The organism is Pseudomonas sp. PIC25 (assembly GCF_002286785.1).
GTDB lineage: Bacteria > Pseudomonadota > Gammaproteobacteria > Pseudomonadales > Pseudomonadaceae > Pseudomonas_M.
In genome coordinates this window covers 1-21,924 of the sequence record NZ_MUJY01000086.1, presented here as the reverse complement: position 1 = coordinate 21,924, position 21,924 = coordinate 1, and the positions used below count along the sequence as shown (strand labels likewise).

General features: G+C 64.9%; 18 protein-coding genes. 8 read left to right on the top strand and 10 right to left on the bottom strand.

Annotated elements, in window-relative coordinates; all coding sequences use genetic code 11:
- Positions 1-18: 18 nt before the first annotated feature.
- On the top strand, positions 19-534 hold the full coding sequence (locus BZL41_RS10520) for a helix-turn-helix transcriptional regulator (protein WP_095599242.1): 516 nt from the start codon (positions 19-21) through the stop codon (positions 532-534).
- A gap of 54 nt (positions 535-588) precedes the next feature.
- Here BZL41_RS10520 and BZL41_RS10515 read toward each other — a convergent pair whose 3' ends face one another.
- Positions 589-1,464 carry a DUF6685 family protein gene (locus BZL41_RS10515; protein ID WP_095599241.1) on the bottom strand — a complete coding sequence of 292 codons (876 nt, stop codon included), beginning with the start codon at positions 1,462-1,464 and terminating at the stop codon, positions 589-591.
- A gap of 145 nt (positions 1,465-1,609) precedes the next feature.
- Here BZL41_RS10515 and BZL41_RS10510 point away from each other — a divergent pair, with 145 nt between their 5' ends.
- Together BZL41_RS10510 and BZL41_RS10505 are read left to right on the top strand one after the other, a co-directional pair.
- Positions 1,610-1,831 carry a DUF2835 domain-containing protein gene (locus BZL41_RS10510; RefSeq protein WP_095599240.1) on the top strand — a complete coding sequence of 74 codons (222 nt, stop codon included), beginning with the start codon at positions 1,610-1,612 and terminating at the stop codon, positions 1,829-1,831.
- A gap of 52 nt (positions 1,832-1,883) precedes the next feature.
- Positions 1,884-2,909, top strand: coding sequence for a quinone-dependent dihydroorotate dehydrogenase (locus BZL41_RS10505; RefSeq protein WP_095599239.1), 1,026 nt, complete (start codon positions 1,884-1,886; stop codon positions 2,907-2,909).
- A gap of 91 nt (positions 2,910-3,000) precedes the next feature.
- On the opposite strand, the gene rmf is transcribed toward BZL41_RS10505, so the two are convergent.
- Complete coding sequence (gene rmf, locus BZL41_RS10500; protein WP_084334105.1) at positions 3,001-3,216, bottom strand: ribosome modulation factor; 216 nt, start codon at positions 3,214-3,216, stop codon at positions 3,001-3,003.
- Positions 3,217-3,637: 421 nt separating this feature from the next.
- Between rmf and rlmKL the strand changes: the two genes are divergently transcribed.
- Complete coding sequence (rlmKL, locus tag BZL41_RS10495) at positions 3,638-5,821, top strand: bifunctional 23S rRNA (guanine(2069)-N(7))-methyltransferase RlmK/23S rRNA (guanine(2445)-N(2))-methyltransferase RlmL (RefSeq protein WP_095599238.1); 2,184 nt, start codon at positions 3,638-3,640, stop codon at positions 5,819-5,821.
- A 118-nt stretch (positions 5,822-5,939) separates the two neighbouring features.
- Complete coding sequence (locus BZL41_RS10490) at positions 5,940-8,756, top strand: diguanylate cyclase (RefSeq protein ID WP_095599237.1); 2,817 nt, start codon at positions 5,940-5,942, stop codon at positions 8,754-8,756.
- Between the two features lie 120 nt (positions 8,757-8,876).
- Here BZL41_RS10490 and dacB read toward each other — a convergent pair whose 3' ends face one another.
- On the bottom strand, positions 8,877-10,337 hold the full coding sequence (dacB, locus tag BZL41_RS10485) for a D-alanyl-D-alanine carboxypeptidase/D-alanyl-D-alanine-endopeptidase (protein WP_095599236.1): 1,461 nt from the start codon (positions 10,335-10,337) through the stop codon (positions 8,877-8,879).
- Between the two features lie 210 nt (positions 10,338-10,547).
- On the opposite strand from dacB, the gene BZL41_RS10480 reads away from it, so the two are divergent.
- Positions 10,548-10,892 (top strand): YggL family protein, encoded by a 345-nt coding sequence (locus tag BZL41_RS10480; RefSeq protein ID WP_084334097.1) that lies wholly within the window; start codon positions 10,548-10,550, stop codon positions 10,890-10,892.
- A 219-nt stretch (positions 10,893-11,111) separates the two neighbouring features.
- Here the strand turns inward: BZL41_RS10480 and BZL41_RS10475 are convergent, their stop codons facing one another.
- The 3 genes from BZL41_RS10475 to BZL41_RS10465 all read right to left on the bottom strand — a co-directional run bounded on the left by BZL41_RS10475 (position 11,112) and on the right by BZL41_RS10465 (position 16,949).
- The gene (locus BZL41_RS10475; RefSeq protein ID WP_095599235.1) at positions 11,112-14,111 is read right to left on the bottom strand and encodes an HD domain-containing phosphohydrolase; all 3,000 of its coding nucleotides are present in this window, start codon (positions 14,109-14,111) and stop codon (positions 11,112-11,114) included.
- Positions 14,112-14,202: 91 nt separating this feature from the next.
- Positions 14,203-15,306 carry an FUSC family protein gene (locus BZL41_RS10470; RefSeq protein WP_095599234.1) on the bottom strand — a complete coding sequence of 368 codons (1,104 nt, stop codon included), beginning with the start codon at positions 15,304-15,306 and terminating at the stop codon, positions 14,203-14,205.
- 311 nt (positions 15,307-15,617) lie between these two features.
- Entirely contained in the window at positions 15,618-16,949 is a 1,332-nt protein-coding gene (locus BZL41_RS10465) for a deoxyguanosinetriphosphate triphosphohydrolase (protein WP_095599233.1), read from the bottom strand.
- A 215-nt stretch (positions 16,950-17,164) separates the two neighbouring features.
- Here BZL41_RS10465 and BZL41_RS10460 point away from each other — a divergent pair, with 215 nt between their 5' ends.
- Positions 17,165-17,554, top strand: a complete 390-nt coding sequence (locus tag BZL41_RS10460; protein ID WP_095599232.1) for a YkvA family protein — start codon at positions 17,165-17,167, stop codon at positions 17,552-17,554.
- Here BZL41_RS10460 and BZL41_RS10455 read toward each other — a convergent pair.
- The 4 genes from BZL41_RS10455 to BZL41_RS10440 all read right to left on the bottom strand — a co-directional run bounded on the left by BZL41_RS10455 (position 17,551) and on the right by BZL41_RS10440 (position 20,056).
- The gene (locus tag BZL41_RS10455) at positions 17,551-18,726 is read right to left on the bottom strand and encodes an EAL domain-containing protein (RefSeq protein ID WP_095599320.1); all 1,176 of its coding nucleotides are present in this window, start codon (positions 18,724-18,726) and stop codon (positions 17,551-17,553) included. The two genes, BZL41_RS10460 and BZL41_RS10455, sit on opposite strands and share 4 nt — an antisense overlap.
- Positions 18,727-18,958: 232 nt before the next feature.
- On the bottom strand, positions 18,959-19,276 hold the full coding sequence (locus BZL41_RS10450) for a hypothetical protein (protein WP_095599231.1): 318 nt from the start codon (positions 19,274-19,276) through the stop codon (positions 18,959-18,961).
- Positions 19,273-19,659, bottom strand: coding sequence for a phage holin family protein (locus BZL41_RS10445; RefSeq protein ID WP_095599230.1), 387 nt, complete (start codon positions 19,657-19,659; stop codon positions 19,273-19,275). The genes BZL41_RS10450 and BZL41_RS10445 overlap by 4 nt, the downstream gene beginning before the upstream one ends.
- Before the next feature lie 13 nt (positions 19,660-19,672).
- Entirely contained in the window at positions 19,673-20,056 is a 384-nt protein-coding gene (locus BZL41_RS10440) for a YqjD family protein (RefSeq protein ID WP_095599229.1), read from the bottom strand.
- Positions 20,057-20,438: 382 nt separating this feature from the next.
- On the opposite strand from BZL41_RS10440, the gene BZL41_RS10435 reads away from it, so the two are divergent.
- Positions 20,439-21,647 carry an ammonium transporter gene (locus BZL41_RS10435; RefSeq protein ID WP_084334083.1) on the top strand — a complete coding sequence of 403 codons (1,209 nt, stop codon included), beginning with the start codon at positions 20,439-20,441 and terminating at the stop codon, positions 21,645-21,647.
- Positions 21,648-21,924: the final 277 nt, after the last annotated feature.

Sequence of the window (21,924 nt, the reverse complement as noted above, 5' to 3'; positions counted from 1 at the left end):
ACCCAGGATGGGATTTTCATGAATAAGAAATACTTCATGTTTTCGGCCGGCGAACGCATGCGGGGTCTGCGCGAACTGGCCGGGCTGAGTCGTCGAAAATTCTCCATGGTCGTCGGCATCAAGCCGAAGCGACTGGAAAATATCGAGAACGGCTGGCAGCGCATGCATGACGAGGACTTCCAGAAGGTTTGCAGCGTATTCCCTGAGTTCAGCCGCTGGATTTCCTATGAAGGGCCACTCGACCCGAAGCCTATGGAGTTGAAGGTGGCCGATTCGGCGCAGAAGGCCGCGGTCTACCTGGTCAATCGCAACCCGGAGTTGCTCGAGGGCAGTGATCTGACCTTCGAGGAGTGGCAGCAGCGCCACGAGAATATCCTCAACGAACTACAGGAAGCCGAAGCACAGCAGGCAGCTGCAGCACTGCAGGAGGGCGAGGAAATACCGGAGGTCAAGCCCAAGAGCAAGGCCAGAGCGAAAAGAGCCAAAGCCCTGGCTGAAGCCCAAGCCAAGGCAACGGACAGCGAGCCGACGTAACGAGCGAGATGGCCGTCCGGCCTGCCGGACGGAGGCCGCCTTATAGGCGGCCGGTCAGAGCAACGTTTTCAGATAAGCAATCACATCGGCAGCACCGGCCAGATGAAGCCCTTCGCCCAGTGCGTTGGCCTCGGGGTTCTGCCTGGGTAGCAGCAACACTTCGGGGGCTCCCGGGGTGCGCAGCAGGGACAGGCGGGCATAGGGCAGCCCATTGTCCAGCAACAGGCCCATGAAGCCTGGATCGTTCCAGGACTGAACCGGCATGGCCAGCGCGTGATAGTTCAGGCGCAGGGCGTTCAATCCTTCTTCGCTGAGGCGATAGCGGGTCAGCTCCGCCGGCAGGCTGATCTCCAGTCCGCGGCGGCGGGCATAGACGATGGCACAGGCGAAGGCTTCGCCATGGTGCTCTCCGGCCCAGAACAGCCGTTCTCCCCGCCAGGTCGCCTGGCGCAGCGTAATCGGTTCGCCGCTCGAGAAACCGGGCAGCGGCTGGCCGATGGCGCGCAGGAAATCCTTGTAGCTGATGATGCGCACACTTCGGCATGCCTGGGTCGCGGCGTAGTCTTCGAGGGTGCGGCAGGCTGGCGAATCCGCTGTGCCGCCACCGAGGCCGTCGATCTGGCGCAGGTCGATGGCATCCAGGTGGCTTTGGCTCTGTTCGACCACCCGGACCAATGCGGCATGGGCCATGGCCTTGTCTTCCTGCACCGGGCCGGAGAGGGCGCCGCGCGGTAAGTCGACCAACCATTGCAGGGGTGGGCTGGCTTGCCACCAGATGCTGTCGCTGACGGCCGGCAGAGCCTGGAACGGCAGGCGCAAGGCATGCGCGCGCTCCAGGATGTGACGTGCCGCACGGCCGGTCAGCCCCAGACGCTGGGTCAGTGCGGCAAGGCGGGAGGACAGAGATGGCATCGGCTCGGGCAGACTCATGGCCAGAGGGGAACTCCAGGGGCATGTATGCCAGTGTGGCAGAGGGTTACGCGGGACGCACGGGCTTCGCGAAGCGAATAGTAACCTGACAACGCCTGGGGTTGTGGCAAACTGAACGCAATCATTGCGAGGGGAACCTCCATCCATGCCCAGCCTGTTGCTGGATATCGCCTTGTCCGCCGAGCGGCTGCGCGCTGTCTACCAGGGGCGTGCCAATCGGGTGCTGCTGCGCAGTCGCGATGGTCGGCGGGTCAGCCTGCCGGCCCATCATCTGCGCCCCTTTCTGACTCACGATGGCGTCTACGGTTCCTTTGCCCTGGAATTCAACACAGACGGCGAGCTTCTGGCCTTGCGCCGCCTCGCCTGAGCGGGAGGGGGCGGCTATAATCCCCGGCCCATTCGTCCAACGATGCTCGCCCATGTACAGCCTGGCCCGCGATCTCCTGTTCAAACTGTCCCCGGAAACGTCCCATGAATTGTCCATCGACCTGATCGGGGCCGGCGGGCGCCTGGGGCTCAACCGCCTGCTGAGCAAACCGGTGCCGAGTCTGCCGGTGCGGGTGATGGGCCTGGAGTTCCCCAATCCGGTCGGGTTGGCGGCGGGGCTGGACAAGAACGGCGACGCCATCGACGGTTTCGCCCAACTGGGTTTCGGTTTCATCGAGATCGGCACCGTCACGCCGCGTCCGCAGCCGGGCAACCCAAAACCACGCCTGTTCCGCCTGCCGGAGGCCGAGGCGATCATCAATCGCATGGGTTTCAACAACCAGGGTGTCGATCATCTGCTGGCGCGGGTCAAGGCGGCGAAATACAAGGGTGTGCTCGGCATCAACATCGGCAAGAATTTCGACACGCCGGTCGAGCGTGCGGTGGATGACTACCTACTATGTCTGGACAAGGTTTACCCGCATGCCAGCTACGTGACGGTGAACGTCAGTTCGCCGAACACCCCCGGACTGCGTAGCCTGCAGTTCGGCGAGTCGCTGAAACAGTTGCTCGAAGCCTTGCGCCAGCGCCAGGAAGATCTGGCCCAACTGCATGGCCGGCGTGTGCCGCTGGCGATCAAGATTGCGCCGGACATGAGCGACGAGGAAACCGTCCAGGTCGCCGAGGCGCTGCGTGATGCCGGCATGGACGCGGTGATTGCCACCAACACCACCTTGGGCCGCGAAGGCGTCCAGGGCATGCTGCATGCCGACGAGGCGGGCGGTCTGTCCGGCGCACCGGTGCGCGACAAGAGCACGCACACGGTCCGGGTGCTGGCCGATGCCCTGGGCGGGCGGTTGCCGATCATCGCTGTGGGCGGCATCACCGAGGGCCGGCATGCGGCGGAGAAGATCGCTGCCGGTGCGAGCCTGGTGCAGGTCTATTCCGGTTTCATCTACAAGGGACCGGCGCTGATTCGAGAAGCGGTGGACGCGATTGCGGCGCTGCCGAAGGCGTGAGGGCATAAAAAAGGGCTCCTCGGAGGAGCCCTTCTGGGCTTGCGCCCGCCGCCCGGATGGGGCGCGCTTGATGAAATCGAGTGATCCTATATCAGCCTACGGCGTGGAGTTCGTTGAGTCGATGGATGCCGGCCGTGCCGGTCAGGCCGTCCCACTGGTCGCCTCGACCTTCGCGCCAGCCGTTTATCCAGGCTTGGCGGGTGGACGGATGGGTGAAAGGACAAAGATCCCGGGATTTACCATGGATGCCGTGCTGATAGCCGCGCAGAAATGCTCGTTCCAACGGATCACGCTTAAGTCTTCTCATAGGGTATTGCCCTCACTGTTGACTGTTATGTCCCGTTGGCCTCATGCCGAGGCCCGGCAGAGAATGGCTCTGCCAACGGAGCCCGCTGCCGGCGTGGCGGGTCTCCTGACGACACCGTTGCGGCGTCGGTTAAGCTGATTTCTAACGAAAGCCCTTAGACCTGTGAATGATCGTTTTGTCATAAGGACGTAACGCTTTTGGGGTTGGGGCCATAAGCCCGGGCCCTCGATCAGGACCTGAAAGGGCAAGGCCCCATGCTAGAAGGGCTGCAGGGTTTCGTGAACGCCTTTTGCCATCGCGAATACCTAGCGGTTGCAGATGTAACCAATTCCGACGAAGGGCCGCTCGTGACTCTTTGTCGCACTATTTCCGGTGTCGCGGACCGTTCCGCGCGCCCTCATTGTCGAGGTTGCTGATCTCCATGTCGGATCGTTATGAACTCTTTCTCACCTGCCCCAAGGGCCTGGAAGGCCTGCTGGTCGAGGAAGCCACCGCCCTGGGCCTGGAGGAGGCGCGCGAGCAGAGCGCGGCGATACGGGGATACGCGACGCTGGAGACGGCTTATCGCCTGTGCCTGTGGTCGCGCTTGGCCAACCGGGTACTGCTGATGCTCAAGCGCTTCCCGGTGGAGAATGCGGAGGCGCTTTACCGTGGGGTGCTGGCCGTGGACTGGGCCGACCATCTGGAGCCCAGCGGTACGCTGGCGGTGGAGTTCAGTGGACGCGGTGCGGGCATCGATAACACCCATTTCGGTGCGCTCAAGGTCAAGGACGCCATCGTCGACAAGCTGCGCAGCCTGTCCGGCCAGCGCCCGTCGGTGGACAAACTGAACCCGGACGTGCGCATCCACCTGCGCCTGGACCGGGGCGAGGCGATCTTGTCCCTCGATCTCTCCGGGCACAGCCTGCACCAGCGTGGCTACCGCCTGCAGCAGGGCGCCGCGCCGCTGAAGGAGAATCTGGCCGCCGCCATTCTGATCCGCGCCGGCTGGCCGCGCATCGCCGCCGCCGGCGGGGCGCTGGCCGACCCCATGTGCGGCGTCGGTACCTTCCTGGTCGAGGCCGGGATGATGGCGGCCGACATCGCACCGAACCTCAAGCGCGAGCACTGGGGCTTTTCCCGCTGGCTCGGCCATGTGCCCGCCCTCTGGAAGAAGCTGCACGAAGAGGCACGCGCCCGCGCCGAGGCCGGTCTCGCACGGCCGCCGCTGTGGATTCGCGGTTACGAGGCCGACCCGCGCCTGATCACCCCGGGACGAAACAACGTCGAGCGCGCCGGATTGGGCGAGTGGATTCGCATCTACCAAGGCGAACTGGCCACCTTCGAGCCGCGCCCGGATCGCAACCAGACCGGCCTGGTGGTGTGCAACCCGCCCTATGGCGAGCGTCTGGGTGACGAAGCGAGCCTGCTCTATCTCTACCAAAACCTCGGCGAGCGCCTGCGCCAGTCCTGCCTGAACTGGGAAGCCGCGGTATTCACCGGCGCGCCCGAGCTGGGCAAGCGCATGGGCATCCGCAGCCACAAGCAGTACGCCTTCTGGAATGGCGCGCTGCCGTGCAAGTTGCTGCTGATCAAGGTCCAGCCCGATCAATTCGTCACCGGCGAGCGGCGCAGCGAGACCCGGCCGCAGGAGGCCGGTGCGACGGTGCCCAGCGAGCCGGCGCGTCTCAGCGAGGGCGGCCAGATGTTCGCCAATCGCCTGCAAAAGAATCTCAAGCAACTGGGCAAATGGGCCCGGCGCGAAGGTATCGAATGCTATCGCCTGTACGACGCGGACATGCCGGAATATGCCCTGGCCGTCGATCTGTACCGCGATTGGGTGCATGTACAGGAATACGCGCCGCCGCGCTCCATCGACCCGGAGAAGGCCCAGGCCCGCCTGCTCGATGCCCTGGCCGCCATTCCCCAGGCGCTTGGCGTCGATCCGGGCAAGGTGGTGGTGAAGCGGCGCGAGCGGCAGAGCGGTACTCGCCAGTACGAGCGGCAGGCGGCCAAGGGTGAGTTCCTCGAGGTGACGGAGGGCGGCGTGAAGCTACTGGTCAACCTCACCGACTACCTCGACACCGGCCTGTTCCTCGACCATCGCCCCCTGCGTTTGCGCCTCCAGCGCGAAGCGGCGGGCAAGCGCTTCCTCAACCTGTTCTGCTACACCGCCACGGCCACGGTGCATGCGGCCAAGGGCGGCGCGCGCAGCACCACTAGCGTCGACCTGTCGAAGACCTACCTCGACTGGGCGCGGCGCAATCTGGCACTGAACGGTTTTTCCGACAGGCAGCGGCTGGAGCAGGGTGATGTCATGGCCTGGTTGGCGGAGGATCGCGGCGAGTACGACCTGATTTTCATCGATCCTCCGACCTTTTCGAACTCCAAGCGCATGGAGGGCGTGTTCGACGTGCAGCGCGACCAGGTGGCGCTGCTCGACCTGGCCATGGCCCGTCTGGCCCGTGGCGGGGTTCTGTATTTCTCCAACAACTTCCGCAAGTTCGAGCTGGACGAGGGCGTGGCGGCCCGCTACGCGGTGGAGGAAATCAGCGCGTCCACGCTGGACCCGGATTTCGCCCGCAACCCGAAGATCCATCGCGCCTGGCGTTTCACGGCGCGCTAGACGAACGGCGGGGGATTACACGGCTCGGAGTCTAGGCAAAATGCTGGCAATTGGCTATAAGAACGGAAAGTCTTTTAACAAGTAGTTGCCACGGACAGGCCTGTCGCGAGTCTGTCCCATGTCTGTCCTCTCGGCCGTTGGTGAAAAAAACCAGCGTTTCATTCGACGGCCCCATGCTGCTTGGCTGGTGGCCAGCGTTGCCCTGCTGGGGGGCGCCCTGCTGACCGCCAGCGTCATCGTCGTTACTCAGGACATTCATCAACGCCAGATTCGCCAGCGTTTCGAGCTGGTGGCCAGCGAACGTTTCAGCCGCACCCAGGAGCGTTTCGACGATCAAGTCTTGAAGCTGGACAGCCTGCGGCGCTTCATGCTGTACGCCGGCGAGGTCGTCCGCGCGGATTTCACCGGTTACGCCAGGCCGTTGCTGAACGGCACGCTGTCCTATTCCTGGGGGCCGCGCATCCTCTCTGGCGAGCGCGCGACATTCGAGAGGCAGGTGCGCGACGAGGGGATTGTCGGGTTCACCATCGAGGGGATGGACGAAGCGGGCGACCGGTATGCCATGCCGGAGCGAGCAGAGTATTTCCCGGTCCTGTTCAATACCGCCCGGCGGACGGCCCTTCCGCTCATCGGGGTCGACATGGCCTCGGAAACCGCGCGGCGCGCCGTGCTGGAGCGGGCGGTGACGAGCGGCGAGATGGTGGTATCCGACCCGGTTCACCTGGCGCAATCGAGGGGCGACGACCGTTCGGGGCTGGTCATGCTGGTTGCCCTCTACCCTGGGCCGGTGCCGCCGGCGACGGCCGAACAGCGTCGCGCGCAGTTGCGCGGCTTCGTCATGGCGAGCATCAGCCTGGAGCAGCTGATGGAGGACGGGCTGACCGAGGAGAGCAGCCTGCACCTAGCTGCGGAATTAACCGACATGGATGGCGCCTCGCTGCGAAAGGCGCTCTACCGCTCGCCGCAAGAGCCTGCCGACAGCCCGCTGCGGATCAGCCGGACGTTGCGCCTGGCCGACCGCTACTACGAACTGAATCTGCGTCCCACGCAGCGCTACCTGTTGGCGAACCAGGCCTCCGGCCTGGGGCTGCTCGCGACGCTGGGAGCACTGCTGAGCCTGTTGTTCAGTGCCTTCTGCTACAGCCTGGTGAGCCAGCGCCAGCGGGCCCTGGCGCTGGTGGATGAACGCACCGCCGATCTGCAACTGCGCGAGGAAGAGCTGGCGGTCAGCGAGGAGCGCTGGGGCTTTGCCCTGGATGGGGCGGGGCACGGCGTCTGGGACTGGAACCTGGAGAGTGGCGAGGTGTTTTTCTCGCATGCCTGGGTGGCGATGCTCGGCTATGCCGAGGGCGAGGTGGAAAACAACCGCCGGGCTTATCTGCGCTTGCTGCATCCCGAGGATGCGCCGGGCTGCGAAGCCAGCCTGGCACGTTACTTTTCCGGCGAGACCTCGTTCTATCAGGACGAGCACCGCATGCTCACCCGGGATGGTCGCTGGCTTTGGGTCCAGGAGCGCGGCAGGGCGGTAGAGCGCGACAAGGAGGGCGCAGTACGCCGGCTGATCGGTACCCAGACCGATATCAGCGCACGCAAGGCCGCCGAACTGGAACTCGCCCGCGCCAACGCGCAGTTGCGCGGCGTGCTCAACGCCGCGACCCAGGTGGCGATCATTGCGACCGATCTGGAGGGGGTGATCCTTACTTTCAACGTCGGTGCCGAGCGCATGCTGGGTTATCGGGCGTTGGACATGATCGGGCAGTGGACGCCGGAGCGGCTGTTCGTCGCCGATGAGTTGCAGGCCCGTGGTCTGGAATTGAGCCAGCGCTACGGCCGCACGGTGGTGGGGTTCGAAATCCTGGTGGCGGAAGCCGTCGAGGAGAATAGTCACGAGGAGCGTGAGTGGACCTGGCTGCGGCGCGATGGCAGCCGGTTGACGGTCAACCTCATTGTTACCGGTGTGCACGACGTGCAGGGCCGCTTGGTCGGCTACCTCGCCATCGCCCTGGATATCACCGAGCGCAAGCGGGTCCGCGAAGCGCTGGAGGCGCGGGATCGTTTGTTGGAGAAACTCACTTCGCGGGTGCCCGGCGTCATCTACCAGTACCAGCGCTTTCCGGACGGCCGCGACAGGATGCCTTATGTCAGCGCGGCGGTGCGCACTGTCTACGAATTGGAGCCCGAACATGCCAGGCAGAGCGTGCAGACGATGTTCCGGCGCGTCCATCCCGAGGATCAGGAACGGGTATTCACCTCGATCCTGCGCTCGGCCCGCGATCTGACCCCCTGGCGCGAGGATTACCGGTTGCTGTTGCCTCGCCAGGGCTTGCGTTGGGTACGTGGCGAGTCGGTGCCGGAGCGCCAACCGGATGGTTCCACGCTCTGGTATGGCTACATTTCCGATATCACCGGGCTCAAGCTGGTGGAAGAAGAGTTACGGGCGCTCTCCATCACCGATGCGCTCACCGGCACCTACAATCGACGCTATTTCCAAGAGCGTCTGGAAAACGAAATCGCCCGCGCCGAGCGTCAGGAAGGGCCCCTGGCGCTGATCATGCTGGACATCGATCACTTCAAGCAGATCAACGACCGTCATGGGCATGAAGCCGGCGACCGCGTGCTGCGGGAAGTCTGCCGGCGAATCAGCCAGCGTCTGCGGCGGATCGACGTGTTCTGCCGATTGGGTGGGGAAGAGTTCATTGTGCTCTGCCCGGATACCGGTTCCGAGCAAGTCGGTGTGCTCGCCGAGGCGTTGTGGCAGTCGCTGCGGCGCGAATCGGTCGAGGGCATCGGCATCGTGACCGCCAGTTTCGGCATCGCCAACTGGCATGAGGGAGAAGGCGCGGATGCCTTGCTCCGGCGTGTGGACGTGGCGGTGTATCGGGCGAAGCAGAAGGGCCGAGATCGCATCGAGCAGGAGAGCCTGGAGTTGCTCTGAGGGCGGTAGGAGGGCCGCGTTAGGAGGAGGATGAAGCGACAAGTTTTGCGGTGTTTTCGCCCCCTCTCTTCCGTGAACGGGAGAGAGGGGGGGATTAGCCTGTGGATCGATCTCTCGGGATCAGCGCTGGGCGGTGTTGCTGGAAATCTTCGGCTGGCGGTATAGATCCACCAAAACCTGGTCGAGGATCGCCGAGGCGCCCCAGGGCCGAGGGTGGTTAAGGATGGCCACCACCGCCCAGGTGTTGCCGTTGATGTCGCGGCTGTAGCCGGCAATGGCGCGCACGTTGTTCAGCGTGCCGGTCTTGATGTGCGCTTCGCCGACCAGCGCGGTACGCCGCAGGCGCTTGCGCATGGTGCCGTCCATTGCCGCCAGCGGCATCGAGGAAATGAACTCGGCGGCGTAGGGGCTGTTCCAGGCATCCTTCAACAGGGTCGCCATCTCGCGCGCGCTGACCCGTTCGTCGCGGGACAGGCCCGAGCCGTTCTCCATCACCAGATGCGGGGCGGTGATGCCCTTGCGTGCCAGCCATTGGCGGATCACCCGCTGCGCGGCCTTGGCGTCGTCCGGGTCGGCCGAATTGCGGAACTGCGCGCCGAGGCTGAGGAACAATTGGCGCGCCATGGTGTTGTTACTGTACTTGTTGATGTCGCGGATGATTTCCACCAGGTCCGGCGAATAGGCGCGGGACAGCAGGCGGGCGCTCTTCGGCACGTTGCCGACGGTGTCCTTGCCGAGGATGCTGCCGCCGAGTTCCTGCCAGATGGCGCGCACCGCGCCGGCGGCGTAGGCCGGGTGGTCGAGCAGCGACAGGTAGGTCTGGGCGCTGCAGCCGGCGGGCAGTTTCCCGGTGGCGATCACCGTGACGCCGTCGAATTCCTGCACCGGGTTGTAGCGGACGTCGGGCCAGCTCGGGCATTTCGCTGCGGCGGTGGCTTTGACCCGGTTGTCGATCTTGACCGTGGCGATCGGCGGCTCCACGGCGATGTTCACCTTGCCGCCTTCGGAGCGGGCGATGAAGCGCAGTGCCTTGAGGTTGACCAACAGCGAGTCGGGGGTCACCAGGAAGGGTTTGTTCTCGTCGCCGCCGTCGTCGTCGAAGACCGGCAACTGCGGTTGGACGAAGTGACTACGGTCGAGCACCAGGTTGCCGGTGACCTTCTGCACGCCGTTGGCGCGCAGGTCTCGCATCATCAACCAGAGCTTCTCCATGTTCAGCTTGGGGTCGCCGCCGCCCTTGAGGTAGAGGTTGCCGTTCAGCACACCGTTCTGCAGCGGGCCGTCGGCATAGAACTCGGTCTGCCACTGGTAGGTCGGCCCCAGCAGCTCCAGCGCAGCATAGGTGGTGACCAGCTTCATGGTCGATGCCGGGTTAACCGATACGTCGGCATTGTGGATGGTCGCTGTGCCGGGACCATTCAGCGGCAGCATGACCACGGAGATCGCATCGGCGGTCAGCTTGTTGGCTTGCAGGGCCTTCTGCACGTTGGCCGGCAGGACGCTGGTAGTCGGTGCGGCGGTGGCCGGCAGGGCCAGTGGGAGCAGGCAGGCGAGGACGAGGGGGCGGAGCGACTTGATCATGGGCAGACACCCTCCAGGCGAGGGTAAAACAGAACAGCAGGCATCAGGAGTTCCCACTAGGGTTCGGGAAATGCGCAGCATTATGCCTCAAGCGCAAGGGCGGCGGGACCGCTCTGCGACCGGCGTAACCTCGATACCGGACGAAGAAACGGGCGTCTCGCCGGTCAACCTGCTAGAGTGCCGCGCGTTCATCATCTAGAGGATAGCCCCATGGCCACCAACCGCTCCCGCCGCCTGCGCAAGAAGCTCTGTGTCGACGAATTCCAGGAACTGGGTTTCGAGTTGACCCTGAATTACAAGGACGGGATGGCGCCCGCCGACCTGGAGGCTTTCCTCGAGGCGTTCCTGCGCCAAGCCATCGAAGGCAATGGGCTGGGCTATGTCGGCGGCGAAGACTATGGTTTCGTCTGCCTGGGCAAGCGTGGCTCGGTCAGCGAAGAGCAGCGGGGCCAGGTCGAGGCCTGGCTGAAGGGCCGCAGCGAATTGGCCGATTTCACCGTCAGCCCGCTGATGGATGTGTGGTACCCGGAAAATCCGATCAACAAGCCGGCGTGAGTCCGGGCTGCCGCTTCCGTCGTTTGGTGGGAGCGGTGTCGTTCGGTGGGGTTTCGTTGGGCGAACGAATTCGCCCTACGAGTCCGCTGCGACGACGATTTGCAAGAGCGGGCTCTGCTCGCGAATGGCTACGTGGAAATCTCGCCAGCAGAGCTGGGCTCCTACGAAAAGCCAGCCTGTGCAGGGGCGAATTCATTCGCCCGGCCCGATGTCGTCGGCCTACAGATGCGTCGACACGTCCCGCCCCGTTGCTGCGCCGGTCTGGCGGCCATCACCCAGGCCGGCCTTGGCCAGGACGGCTTCGACGTCCACCGCATCGATCTGTTCGCTCTTGAGGAAGCGTCGCGCATAGTCGGCGTGGATGCCCGAGCGGAGGAACAGGCCGAACAGCTCCGGGTCGATGTGCGCGCCGCGACACATGCCGGCCATGATGCCGAGGGCTTCGGAAAGCGTCTTGCCTTTCTTGTACGGGCGGTCCGCCGCGGTCAGGGCTTCGAAGATGTCGGCGATGGCCATCATCCGCGCCGGCAGGCTCATCTGCCCGCGGGTCAGGCGTTTCGGGTAGCCCGTGCCATCCATCTTCTCGTGATGTCCACCGGCGATTTCCGTCACATCCGCCAGGTGCGGCGGGAAGGGCAGGCGATCGAGCATCAGGATGGTCTGCACGATGTGGTGGTTGATGATGTAGCGCTCTTCCGCCGTCAGGGTGCCGCGCTCGATGGACAGGTTGTACAGCTCCCCGCGATTGAATTTGAACGCCGGCACATCCAGTTTGAAACCCCAGGGATTGTCGTCCGGCATGCGCTCGCTGTCGGGCCGTTCGATCAGGTGGTCTTCCCGGTCGGCCAGCAATGGCTCCTCCACCGGCAACGGCTTGGCTGGCGTCCGCGCAAGTCGGCGGGCTTCTTCCCAGGACACCCCGAGACGATCGTCGAGCGTGCGCATCCAGGTGCGTTGGGCGACCTGCCGCAGCCGTTGCAGATCCGCCTCGTCCATCGCCTCGCCGCCCAGATTGCAGCGGGCGACGAAGGCGAATTCGTCGTCCAGTGTGGCCAGCAGTTCGTCGCGCCATTGGCCGAGCCGTTCGGCGTCGCCGCCTTCGGCACGGCCTTTCCAGTAGCTTATCCAGGCGTCGCGCTTGAGCACTTCGAAGCGGGTGCGAATCTCGTGGATGCGGTCGTACAGCGTCTCCAGCTTGGTCGCCTTGTCCACCACGTATTCCGGTGTGGTGACCTTGCCGCAGTCATGCAGCCAGGCGGCGATGTGCAGGGCCTCCCATTCCTCCTCGCTGGGCCGGTAGTGACGGAATGGCGCTTCGTCGCTGGATGCCGCGGCGCGGGCGAGCATCAGGGTGAGTTCCGGCACGCGCTGGCAGTGGCCGCCAGTGTAGGGGCTCTTGGCGTCGATGGCCCCGGCGATCAATTGGATGAAGGCGTCCAGCAGCGCTTTCTGCTTGCGCAGCAGGCGCTGGCTCTCGATGCACAAGGCGGCGACGCTGGAGACCGCTTCGACGAAAGCGATCCGTTCCGGGCGCAGCATCGCCAGGTCGGCTTCGTTACCGGTGTCGCGATGCAGCAGGACGAGCACACCGACGGTATCGCCCTGGCGGTTGTGCAGACCGGCGCCGACCAGGTGCACGCGCGGGCTGTCGAGGCTGCTGAGCAGGCTGCGGAAGGCGTCGGCCTTGTCGTAGCCGAGGGAGACCACCGCGGTGTCGCCTCCGTTGGCGGGCTGGCCGAGCCAGTGAGGCAGGTCAGGAGCGTTCCTGGCATAGCCGGGAATGCCGTGGGTTTCCAGCGCGTGGGCACGGCCGTCGAGAAACAGGCCATGGGGTTCCAGCCGACCATCGTCGTCGATCAGGTAGAGCAGGCCGCCATTGGCTTCGCTGATATCCAGGGTCTCCTGCAGGACGCGGGTGAGCAGGGCATCGAAGCGGGTTTCGGCGGACAGGCTGGCGGTGATCTCGAGGAAGCTGGAGAGGGTTTCCTTCATCCGCCCCATGGCCACGGCCAGCCGGTCGATCTCCAGCACCGGCGAGCGGCCGCTGGCCGGGTAGCTGAAATCGAAGCTGCGGATGGCTTCGGCTTCGCGCATCAGGGCGACCAGGGGGCCGACCACCAGCCGCGAGGCCAGCCAGCCCAGGGGCAGGCAGAGGAGCAGGATCAGCAGGGTGATCATCGCGCCCTGCCAGCGGATGCGGTAGGCGTCGGCCAGCAATTCGTCCTCCGGTACCAGAAGCGCCAGATGCAGGCCCTGCGGACCGCCTTCCTGCAAGTGGCTGCGGGAGACCACCCAGCGACGCTTGGCCAGGGTCGTCACCCCTTGGCGGCGCCCTTGCAAGTCGCTGGCCAGCAAGGCCGTCAGCGCCGGGCTCAATGCTTCCGCCCGCGCCAGGTGCACCGAGCCGTTCTCCACCACCAGCCGGCTGCCATCCGGATAGGCCACGGCGTTGCCCTGGGGATCGAACAGCACGACCTCCGTGGACGGAGTGACCCGGTGCCGGGCCAGGGTGGCGGACAGGTCGGCCAGGGTCAGGTCGGCGGCGATCACTCCGCGCATGCCGGCACGCCGGGCCAGAGTGGTGCCGACATCGCCGGTGGAGAAGAATACGTAGGGTGCGGTGGTGATTTGTCCACCATCGTCACGGGCGTTGCGGTACCAGGGGCGGGTACGCGGGTCGAAGGTCTCCTGCAGGCGCGGACGGCGCGTTAGCAGGTTCAGCGAGCCATCGAAGAACAAATACGAAGCCTCGATGGCATCGCCGCTGCGCTCGATCGACCAGACCTGGAACGCCGCGTCGGAGGGCGCGTCGAAGCGCTCGCGCAAGGCGTCGGTGCGCAGCGGGCGGAGCATGAAGAAGTCGCCGTCTTCGTCGGCCAGGTAGATCGAGGCCAGCTTCGGTTGGTCGCGCAATGCCTGGGCGAGCGGTTTGAGCAGTGTCAGGCGTGCGTCGAGGTCGGATACCTGGGCCGCTTCGCCCAGGGCCAGCAGGCTGAGCAGGTGGCGAATGGGTTCGTAGGTATGCTCGAGATCGAGGCGGACGGCCTCTTGGATGCGTTCGAAGAGCTTGTCGCTGCTGGAAAAGATGATCGCGGTGGTTTGCCGGTAGTTGAAATAGCCCAGCACGAGGCCGGCGATCAGGAGCAGAAGGCTGAAAACGACACTGATGTGGATATGAAGGGGATAGCGTCTGTCGCCGCGCGGGGCCGTCTTGGGCATTGCTGGCACTCCTTGGCAATGCGGGGGTGCCCCCAAGAATAGTGAAGGCTTTTCCGATGTGCTCAATACCACGGAACAAATGTGAAGTGTTTCACCGGGTGCGGGAGGGCTGGTCCAGCTCGTGCAGGGTGGGGCCGGCGTTTGCCTCGCTGGCCTGCGGGGCGCTCCGCTTGGCCAGGCGCAGGCGCGCGGCATGGATCAGCAGGGCGACGCCGAGGGCGACCCCGGCACCGAGCAGGGTGTTGACGATGCGCTGCTCGGGCAGGTGCCAGTCCTGGGACAGGCTTTCGGCCAGCAGCACGAAACAGAAGGTGTTCTGCATCACGAAAAGGCCGTAATGATTGACCTGGAACGCCCGGCTCAGAACGATCAGCGGCAGCATGCTGGCCACGATCATCGGCGGGTTCTGCAAGCTGTGGCCGATGAAGATCAGCAGGCCGGCTGCACACAGGCTGGCGAAGCTGGATTGCACCGCCCGCACCAGGCTGTGCTGGAACTCCAGTTGCAGTGTGCTGAACACCGTCAGGGTCAGCCAATAGCCACGCGGCAGGTCGGCGAGTTCGACGATCAGCCCGGCCAGCGCGCCGGCCAGGGTGCAGTTCAGCGCATGCAGCCGCCACTGGATGCGTGGCAGGCGTCGGGCGTGGCGCCGCAGGACGCGCAGCAGGGCCATCAGGCGCGGCATGTACGGCCACATGCGCAGGCCGTGCAGGCCACGCAGACCGAAGGCGAGCAGCATCACCCAGAGCCCGCCGAGGGTGAACAGCGCGGCCACCGCATAGGGGTTGTTGAGGTTGCCCAGGCCGTACTGGCCCTGTCCCAGGCAAAGACAGACGGCCAGGCCGATACCCAGCTTGCCGGCTTCGTTGCCGAAGCGCTGCAGCCAGGCCAGGAGCAGGCCGAAGGCGGCGAACAAGCCCAGGCTGATAAGCGGATGGATGGCGGCCCAGAAGCCCAGTCCCGCGCTACAGGCGCCGAGGCCGATGAGCAGCAGCATGCGCAGCATGCCGAAGCGGTGCAGGGGGTTGGTCTGGGCGGCCTGGAAGGCGCCGACCGAGGCCCAGAGGAAACCCGAATGGGCGCTGAACAGGCCGAGCAGCAACGGCAGGGCGCAGCCGAGGCCAGCCACCATCGCCGGCCCCCAGGCAGGCGTCACCGGACGCCAGTGCAGGCTCTGTCGTATCAGCCGACGCATCTCAGATGCGGCTCCGCCGGTTGCGGACGGCGTTCGTCAGGGGGCAACTCCGCTGTCGCCCGGATGTGGTCATCGTGTCGTCACTCCTTGCACTCTCTTCCAGGCACGCCCGCAGGCGGCCATTCCACGGAAGGCCGGCTTCGCATCCTGTTCGAAAGTCCCCATTCGGCAAAGGCCGCATCTCACATTCGATCCTTACCGCCCGACGGGTGAGGTTGGATCACGTACTAAAAATAGCCGTTCGGCAGCGAAGCGAACCCTCCGTGGGCGCCGCTTCGTTGGTTTTTTCCGACGCTCGCGGCCATCCGGCTTCAGACCGGGCTCGAGCGCCCGGTCATTTCCCGCGCCATCTCGGTGGCGTAGCTGTCGGTCATCCCGGCGATGAAATCGATCATGCGCAGGAAGGAGCGGTACAGCGGCCAGTGCGGGTCCGGCGCATTGTTGCCGAGCAGATCGAGGATGCGCCGGTTCTTGAATGACAGGGGGCGCCCGCCATGCTGTTCCAGGGCCGCGCCGCAGAAGGCGTTGAGGAGGATTTCCAGGGTCGTGTAGGCGCCGATTTCGTGCAGCGTCTTGCGCTTGTCCTGGAAGATCTTTTCGCGGGCGATGGTCTTGGCGTGTAGTACGCAGCGCTTGGCCGGCCCGTGCATGTGCTCCACCAGATCGCCTTGCAGGCGGCCGGCGAGCAGCGCGTCCTGCTGTTCGACGAAGGCGCGTGCGGCGGCGTTGGTCAGGTGTTCGATGGCCTTGCCGCGCAGGATCGCCAGTTTGCGCCGGCGCGAGTCGCGCGGGCCGAGCTGGCGGTAGGTTTCCGGCAGGTCGTCGCCGACCAGGCCGAGCAGCAGGGCTTCCACTTCGGCGTAGTCGAGCAGGTCCATCTCCAAGCCGTCTTCGAGGTCGATCAGGCCGTAGCAGATGTCGTCCGCTGCTTCCATCAGGTAGACCAGCGGGTGCCGCGCCCAGCGCTGTTCTTCGAGCAGCGGCAGGCCCAGCTTGGCGGCGATTTGCTCCAGCAGCGGCAGTTCGCTCTGGTAGCAGCCGAACTTGTGCTTCTTGTAGCCCAGGGCCTCGGCGTGGCGCGCCGTCCAGGGGTATTTCAGGTAGGCGCCGAGGGTGGCGTAGGTGAGCCGGGTGCCGCCGTCGAACTGGTGGTATTCCAGCTGGGTCAGCACGCGAAAGCCTTGGGCGTTGCCCTCGAAGTTGAGGAAGTCGGCGCGCTCCGGCTCGCTCATGCCGTCGAGCCAGCCGCGTCTTTCGGCCTGCTGGAACCAGTGACGGATGGCGTCTTCTCCGGAATGACCGAACGGCGGGTTGCCGATGTCGTGGGCGAGGCAGGCGGACTGCACGATCATGCCCAGGTCGGAGGGCGCGCACCAGTCCGGCAGGTCGTCGCGCAGGACCTCGCCGACCCGCATGCCGAGCGAGCGGCCGACGCAGCTCACTTCCAGCGAATGGGTCAGGCGGGTATGGATGTGATCGTTGCTGGACACCGGGTGGACCTGGGTCTTGCGCCCCAGGCGGCGGAAGGCGCCGGAGAAGATGATGCGGTCGTGGTCCTTGTGGAAGGGGCTGCGGCCGAGTTCATCAGTGCTGTGCACCGGTTTGCCGAGACGTTCGCGGGTCAACAGGGTTTGCCAGTCCAAGGCCAGTCCTCGCCATTCGATAGCCAATGCCCGTAGCTTCAGGGTTCGTACCGCTGGCCGCAAGGGCCGGAACGGGCGCCGGAGCGGGTTTTGCCGGGCGCGTACCGGTTTCGACAGCGCGGCAGGGGATTTTTCACCTGATCTTGCGTTCCGATTGCCTTCCTCGCCGGGACGGCGGAGCATCCTGGCTCGCCATTACGACCGGGGCTTCGAACATGGGCTGGCTGGATTCGCTTAGACACCGCGCACGGCAACTCAAGCAGCACACCCTGACGGTGTACTTCGCTGCGCGCGATCCGCGCACGCCGCTTCTCGTGCGGCTGCTGGCGCTGCTGGTGGCGGCCTATGCGCTGAGCCCGATCGACCTGATCCCCGATTTCATTCCGGTGATCGGCTACCTGGACGACCTGTTGCTGATTCCCCTGGGCTTGGCCCTGGTGGTGAAGTTGACCCCGCCGGAGGTTTTGAACAGCGCCCGCGAGCAGGCGCAACAAGCGGCGGGCAAGCCGGTCAGCTACGGGGCGGCGGCGTTCATCCTGCTGATCTGGCTGCTGCTGACGTGGCTGTTGGTGCGTTGGATAGGCGCCTGGGTGGGCGCCGATTAAACCTTTGCCTGGAAGCTCGCCGCATCCACATCCACCAATAGCAACCGGCGACCGTTGTCGACGAATTGCCCGGCCGTGAGGCAATACTGGTTGGTGGTGGCGTCGCGGTAGGTCCCGGAGACGGACAGCCGGCGCTCTTCCCAGCCCTCGGCGAGCAACTGGTAGAAGTACGGTCGCCACGACCAATTATGGCCGAGGTAGCGGGCATCTTCCCGCCATTGCCCCTGGTGCCGCTCCAGGTTGGGGCTGACCTGGGTGCCCTGGCGGTCGCACTGGTAGAGACGCAGCAGCCACGGGTAGCGCTGCAGCGACGGCAGTTGCCCGGGCGCCGCGCCGGCTTCCGCCCAGGGTTTGAGGATGCCCATGAGTTCGAGCAGTTGCTGGCGCAGCGCGATGCCGCGGGCCCGCTCGGCCAGCTTGTCGTGGACATAGCGGTCGCGCAACTGGGCGAAGCGCTCGACGAAGGCACCGGCCGGGAAGAACTCCGGCTCGGCCCGGGCGAACAGGTAGCCCTGCACGTAACGGGCACCGCATTCCAGGGCGAAGTGCAGTTCGGCTTCGGTCTCCACACCTTCGGCGATGATCCAGCAACCGGTTTTCTCCGCCATTATCGCCAGGGCCTTCACTACTTCGCCGCTGGGACCGCCTCGCGCAGCGGCCTGGAACAGGCGCATGTCCAGCTTGAGGATGTCCGGCTGCAACGCCAGCACGCGGTCGAGCTGGGAATAGCCGGCACCGAAATCGTCGATGGCGATGCGTGCGCCGGCTTCCCGGTAGCGCGCCACCACCTCCGGCAGCCGGTGGCTGGCGCCGCCGAATTCGGTGATTTCGAAGACGATGCGTTCGGCGGGCACGCCCTGGCGCTCCAACTGCTTCAGGCTGGGCAGCGGCTGGCCCGGCCGCAGCCGGCTGATCCAGCGCGGCGAGATGTTCAGGCTGAGGAACCAATCGTCGGGCGCCTCCGCCAAGCGCCGCAGGGCGTCCTCGCGGATCAGCCGATCGAGCCGGCGCAGCGCGGCGGGGGAGTTCTTCGGGTCGAGGAAAAGTGGACCGACGGAGCGCAGTTCGCCGTCCTCCTGGCGCAGACGGCCGAGCGCTTCGATGCCGGCGATGCAACCGGTGGCGGTATCGATGAAAGGCTGGAAACACGCAATCGGTTGCCCGTCTGTCACGGACGCGTCCTTGAGCGGTGGGAACGGAAAGCCGTTCGGCAGTTGGCAGGTCATCGGGCTCACTCGCCGGATAGGTACTGGCCAACTGCAAGAATGTGGCCATTTAATGGCGCGCCGGGCGAGGAAAGGAATTGGCGCGGGGAGAAAGGCTGCAAGCGGGGTACATAACAGTGGGAGCGGAGGAAGGATGCACCGGAATGCCGCAACGCGGCATCCGGTGCCCTGGCATGGATCAGTGCCTGTCAGGGAGGCGGGGGCGCTTCAACTGACGGACGATGGGGTACACCGCCAGGCCAATGCGCGCCAGCTTGCCGAAGGCGCCCAGGCGCTTGCCGAACAGCAGCAGGAACAGCGCGCCGCCGATGGCCAGGGGCGTCTTGCTGGAACTGAGCATGCCGCCCTGGCTGGGCAGGAAGCGGCCGATCTGTTCGAGCGGATGGGTCAGCGGGCGCGAGTGATAGAGCAACTGCTGACGGTGCATTTCCATGCGCAGGCGGATCAGGTCCTTACGCATGCTGCGACGGGCCGAACTGGATAGGGGCGTGCTCATGGCAACAGTTGCTCCCGGTTGCGGGCGAGTTCTTCGACAGTCGCCTGGAACGGCGATTCACCCTTGCGTGCGAGGTGGACGGCCTTGCTGATGCAGAACAGCAGGGCGATGCCGTAGAACGCGCATAGCAGGAGGGTAGCCGTCAGCCGGTAGCTGTCCCAGAAGGCGATGATCACCGCCGCCGACAGCCCCAGCATCACCATCAGGCCAAAAATCAGACTGAGCCCGGAGAAGACGAACAACTGAAAGGTGCGTGCCTTCTCTTCCTGGAACTCGATGCCGAGCAATTCCAGATGGCTTTGCAGCAAGCCGACGAACGCGCCGGCGAGCTTCTTCAGCGATGGCTTGGGCGCGTCGTCGGCGGGTGGTGGCAGGGATTCCATTCGCGCTCCTCGATCAACGGCGGCCGGCGAGCAGGCCGAGCAGGAAACCGACCCCGGCGGCGATGCCGATGGATTGCCAGGGATGGCTATGCACGTACTCCTCGGTGGCCTCGACAGCGGCGCGGCCCTGGTCGCGCAGGCTGGCTTCGCTGTCCTTGATCATCGCCCGGGCGCGGGTGAGGTTCTCGTTGATCCGCGCGCGCAGTTCCTCGGCCTGGGAACCGGCAACGCTGGCGGTGTGCTTGAGCAGTTTTTCGGTATCGCCGATCAGGTTCTGGAACTCGGCCATCAGTTCGTCCTGGGCGGCGTGCAGGTTGCGCTTGTGCACGGCCTTCTCGTCGACCGGGCCTTGGCCGAGACCATCCGGGGAAGGCGTCGAAGTGCTTTGCAGAGTCATGGTGAATCTCCTGTCGGTTTTTTCATGTTCCACGAAGGGTAGCAGGGCGAGGGCTACTGAATTTTTCGAGCCCGGCCGTGCCGCAAGGTTCCCCGTCGCGTTTCGGGGCAGGTTTGGTATGTCGCTTGCATCGGTCTGGTGCGCTTTCGCTCGTTCGTGCTCCTTAAAGGCGCGCTTCGTAAAGCGCCGCAACTTATTGATTTCTCGCCATAGCACTGAAAAACAAAGGGAAGTTCGCGCGTCACGCTCGTGAATTTCCGAAAGGAATGCTCCATGGCAGGGCGTATGAGGGTCGGGCTCTGGAGCCTGAATGCCTTATATCGGTGCGTTTATGGATCGGTGAGAGCTGTTTTGGTGCTTTTCGACTGGGGAAACAGACCTGATGGAAAATCTCAGCAGTGCCGTGGAAACCCTGATCCACGGTTCCAACACCTTGTTCATCCTGCTCGGCGCCGTGATGGTGCTGGCGATGCACGCCGGTTTCGCCTTCCTCGAGGTGGGCACGGTTCGCCTGAAGAACCAGGTCAACGCCTTGTCGAAAATCCTCTCCGACTTCGCCGTTTCCACCCTGGCCTATTTCTTCATCGGCTACTGGATCGCTTACGGGGTAACCTTCCTGGAGCCGGCCGCGGCGTTGACCGCGGACCATGGCTACGGTCTGGTGAAGTTCTTCTTCCTGCTGACCTTCGCCGCGGCGATCCCGGCGATCATATCCGGCGGTATCGCCGAACGCGCCAAATTTGCTCCGCAACTGTGCGCCACCGCATTGATCGTGGCGTTCGTCTATCCCTTCTTCGAAGGCATGGTGTGGAACGGCAACTTCGGGTTGCAGGCATGGCTGGAGGCACGTTTCGGTGCCGCCTTCCATGATTTCGCCGGTTCGGTGGTGGTGCATGCGGTGGGCGGCTGGTTGGCACTGGCTGCCGTGCTGTTGCTGGGACGGCGCAACGGCCGCTATCGCGACGGCCGTCTGGTGGCCTTCGCCCCATCCAACATTCCGTTCCTCGCGCTGGGCTCTTGGATTCTCATCGTCGGCTGGTTCGGCTTCAACGTCATGAGCGCGCAGACCGTGGAAGGCATCAGCGGGCTGGTGGCGGTCAACTCGTTGATGGCCATGGTGGGCGGCACCGTGGCGGCCCTGCTGGTCGGCCGCAACGACCCCGGCTTCCTGCACAACGGCCCGCTGGCCGGGCTGGTGGCGGTCTGCGCCGGGTCCGACCTGATGCACCCGGTGGGGGCCCTGGCTACCGGCGCGCTGGCCGGTGCGCTGTTCGTCTGGGCGTTCACCGCGACCCAGGTGAAGTGGAAGATCGACGACGTCCTCGGCGTCTGGCCGCTGCATGGGCTGTGCGGTGTCTGGGGCGGCATCGCCTGCGGCATCTTCGGCCAGCAGGCGCTCGGCGGCCTGGGCGGCGTGAGCCTGGCCAGCCAGCTCGCCGGCACCGTGCTCGGTGTGCTGGTGGCCTTCCTCGGTGGCTTGCTGGTGTATGGAGTGCTCAAGTCCGTTGTGGGGCTTCGCCTGAGCCAGGAGGAGGAGTTCAACGGGGCCGATCTGTCCGTGCACAAGATTGGTGCGGTCAGCGTCGATTGAGTGTCGTTGATGAGCTTTGCTCGCAAATGGCCACATAGAATATCACCAGCAGAGCTGGCTTCTACGGGGCATAGGGGATTTATTCGCCCAACCCCACCCTCGGGGAAGGAACTCGTCCCTACACGGGCTGGTTTTTCGTAGGAGCCAGCTCTGCTGGCGAAAAAAAGCCCGCCGGGTGGCGTAATGCTGTTCACTTAAGCATTTGAGCCCCGGCGGGGCTTCCCCGAAAATCCGATGCCAGGTCTCTGGCATCGGATTTTTTATGTCTCTCCAACAG

Excerpts from the sequence above, each read along its gene's own strand:
- BZL41_RS10520 (WP_095599242.1), top strand. The coding sequence starts at position 19 with ATGAATAAGAAATACTTCATGTTTTCGGCCGGCGAACGCATGCGGGGT.
- BZL41_RS10515 (WP_095599241.1), bottom strand. The coding sequence starts at position 1,464 with ATGAGTCTGCCCGAGCCGATGCCATCTCTGTCCTCCCGCCTTGCCGCA.
- BZL41_RS10510 (WP_095599240.1), top strand. The coding sequence starts at position 1,610 with ATGCCCAGCCTGTTGCTGGATATCGCCTTGTCCGCCGAGCGGCTGCGC.
- BZL41_RS10505 (WP_095599239.1), top strand. The coding sequence starts at position 1,884 with ATGTACAGCCTGGCCCGCGATCTCCTGTTCAAACTGTCCCCGGAAACG.
- rmf (WP_084334105.1), bottom strand. The coding sequence starts at position 3,216 with ATGAGAAGACTTAAGCGTGATCCGTTGGAACGAGCATTTCTGCGCGGC.
- rlmKL (WP_095599238.1), top strand. The coding sequence starts at position 3,638 with ATGTCGGATCGTTATGAACTCTTTCTCACCTGCCCCAAGGGCCTGGAA.
- BZL41_RS10490 (WP_095599237.1), top strand. The coding sequence starts at position 5,940 with ATGTCTGTCCTCTCGGCCGTTGGTGAAAAAAACCAGCGTTTCATTCGA.
- dacB (WP_095599236.1), bottom strand. The coding sequence starts at position 10,337 with ATGATCAAGTCGCTCCGCCCCCTCGTCCTCGCCTGCCTGCTCCCACTG.
- BZL41_RS10480 (WP_084334097.1), top strand. The coding sequence starts at position 10,548 with ATGGCCACCAACCGCTCCCGCCGCCTGCGCAAGAAGCTCTGTGTCGAC.
- BZL41_RS10475 (WP_095599235.1), bottom strand. The coding sequence starts at position 14,111 with ATGCCCAAGACGGCCCCGCGCGGCGACAGACGCTATCCCCTTCATATC.
- BZL41_RS10470 (WP_095599234.1), bottom strand. The coding sequence starts at position 15,306 with ATGCGTCGGCTGATACGACAGAGCCTGCACTGGCGTCCGGTGACGCCT.
- BZL41_RS10460 (WP_095599232.1), top strand. The coding sequence starts at position 17,165 with ATGGGCTGGCTGGATTCGCTTAGACACCGCGCACGGCAACTCAAGCAG.
- BZL41_RS10450 (WP_095599231.1), bottom strand. The coding sequence starts at position 19,276 with ATGAGCACGCCCCTATCCAGTTCGGCCCGTCGCAGCATGCGTAAGGAC.
- BZL41_RS10445 (WP_095599230.1), bottom strand. The coding sequence starts at position 19,659 with ATGGAATCCCTGCCACCACCCGCCGACGACGCGCCCAAGCCATCGCTG.
- BZL41_RS10440 (WP_095599229.1), bottom strand. The coding sequence starts at position 20,056 with ATGACTCTGCAAAGCACTTCGACGCCTTCCCCGGATGGTCTCGGCCAA.
- BZL41_RS10435 (WP_084334083.1), top strand. The coding sequence starts at position 20,439 with ATGGAAAATCTCAGCAGTGCCGTGGAAACCCTGATCCACGGTTCCAAC.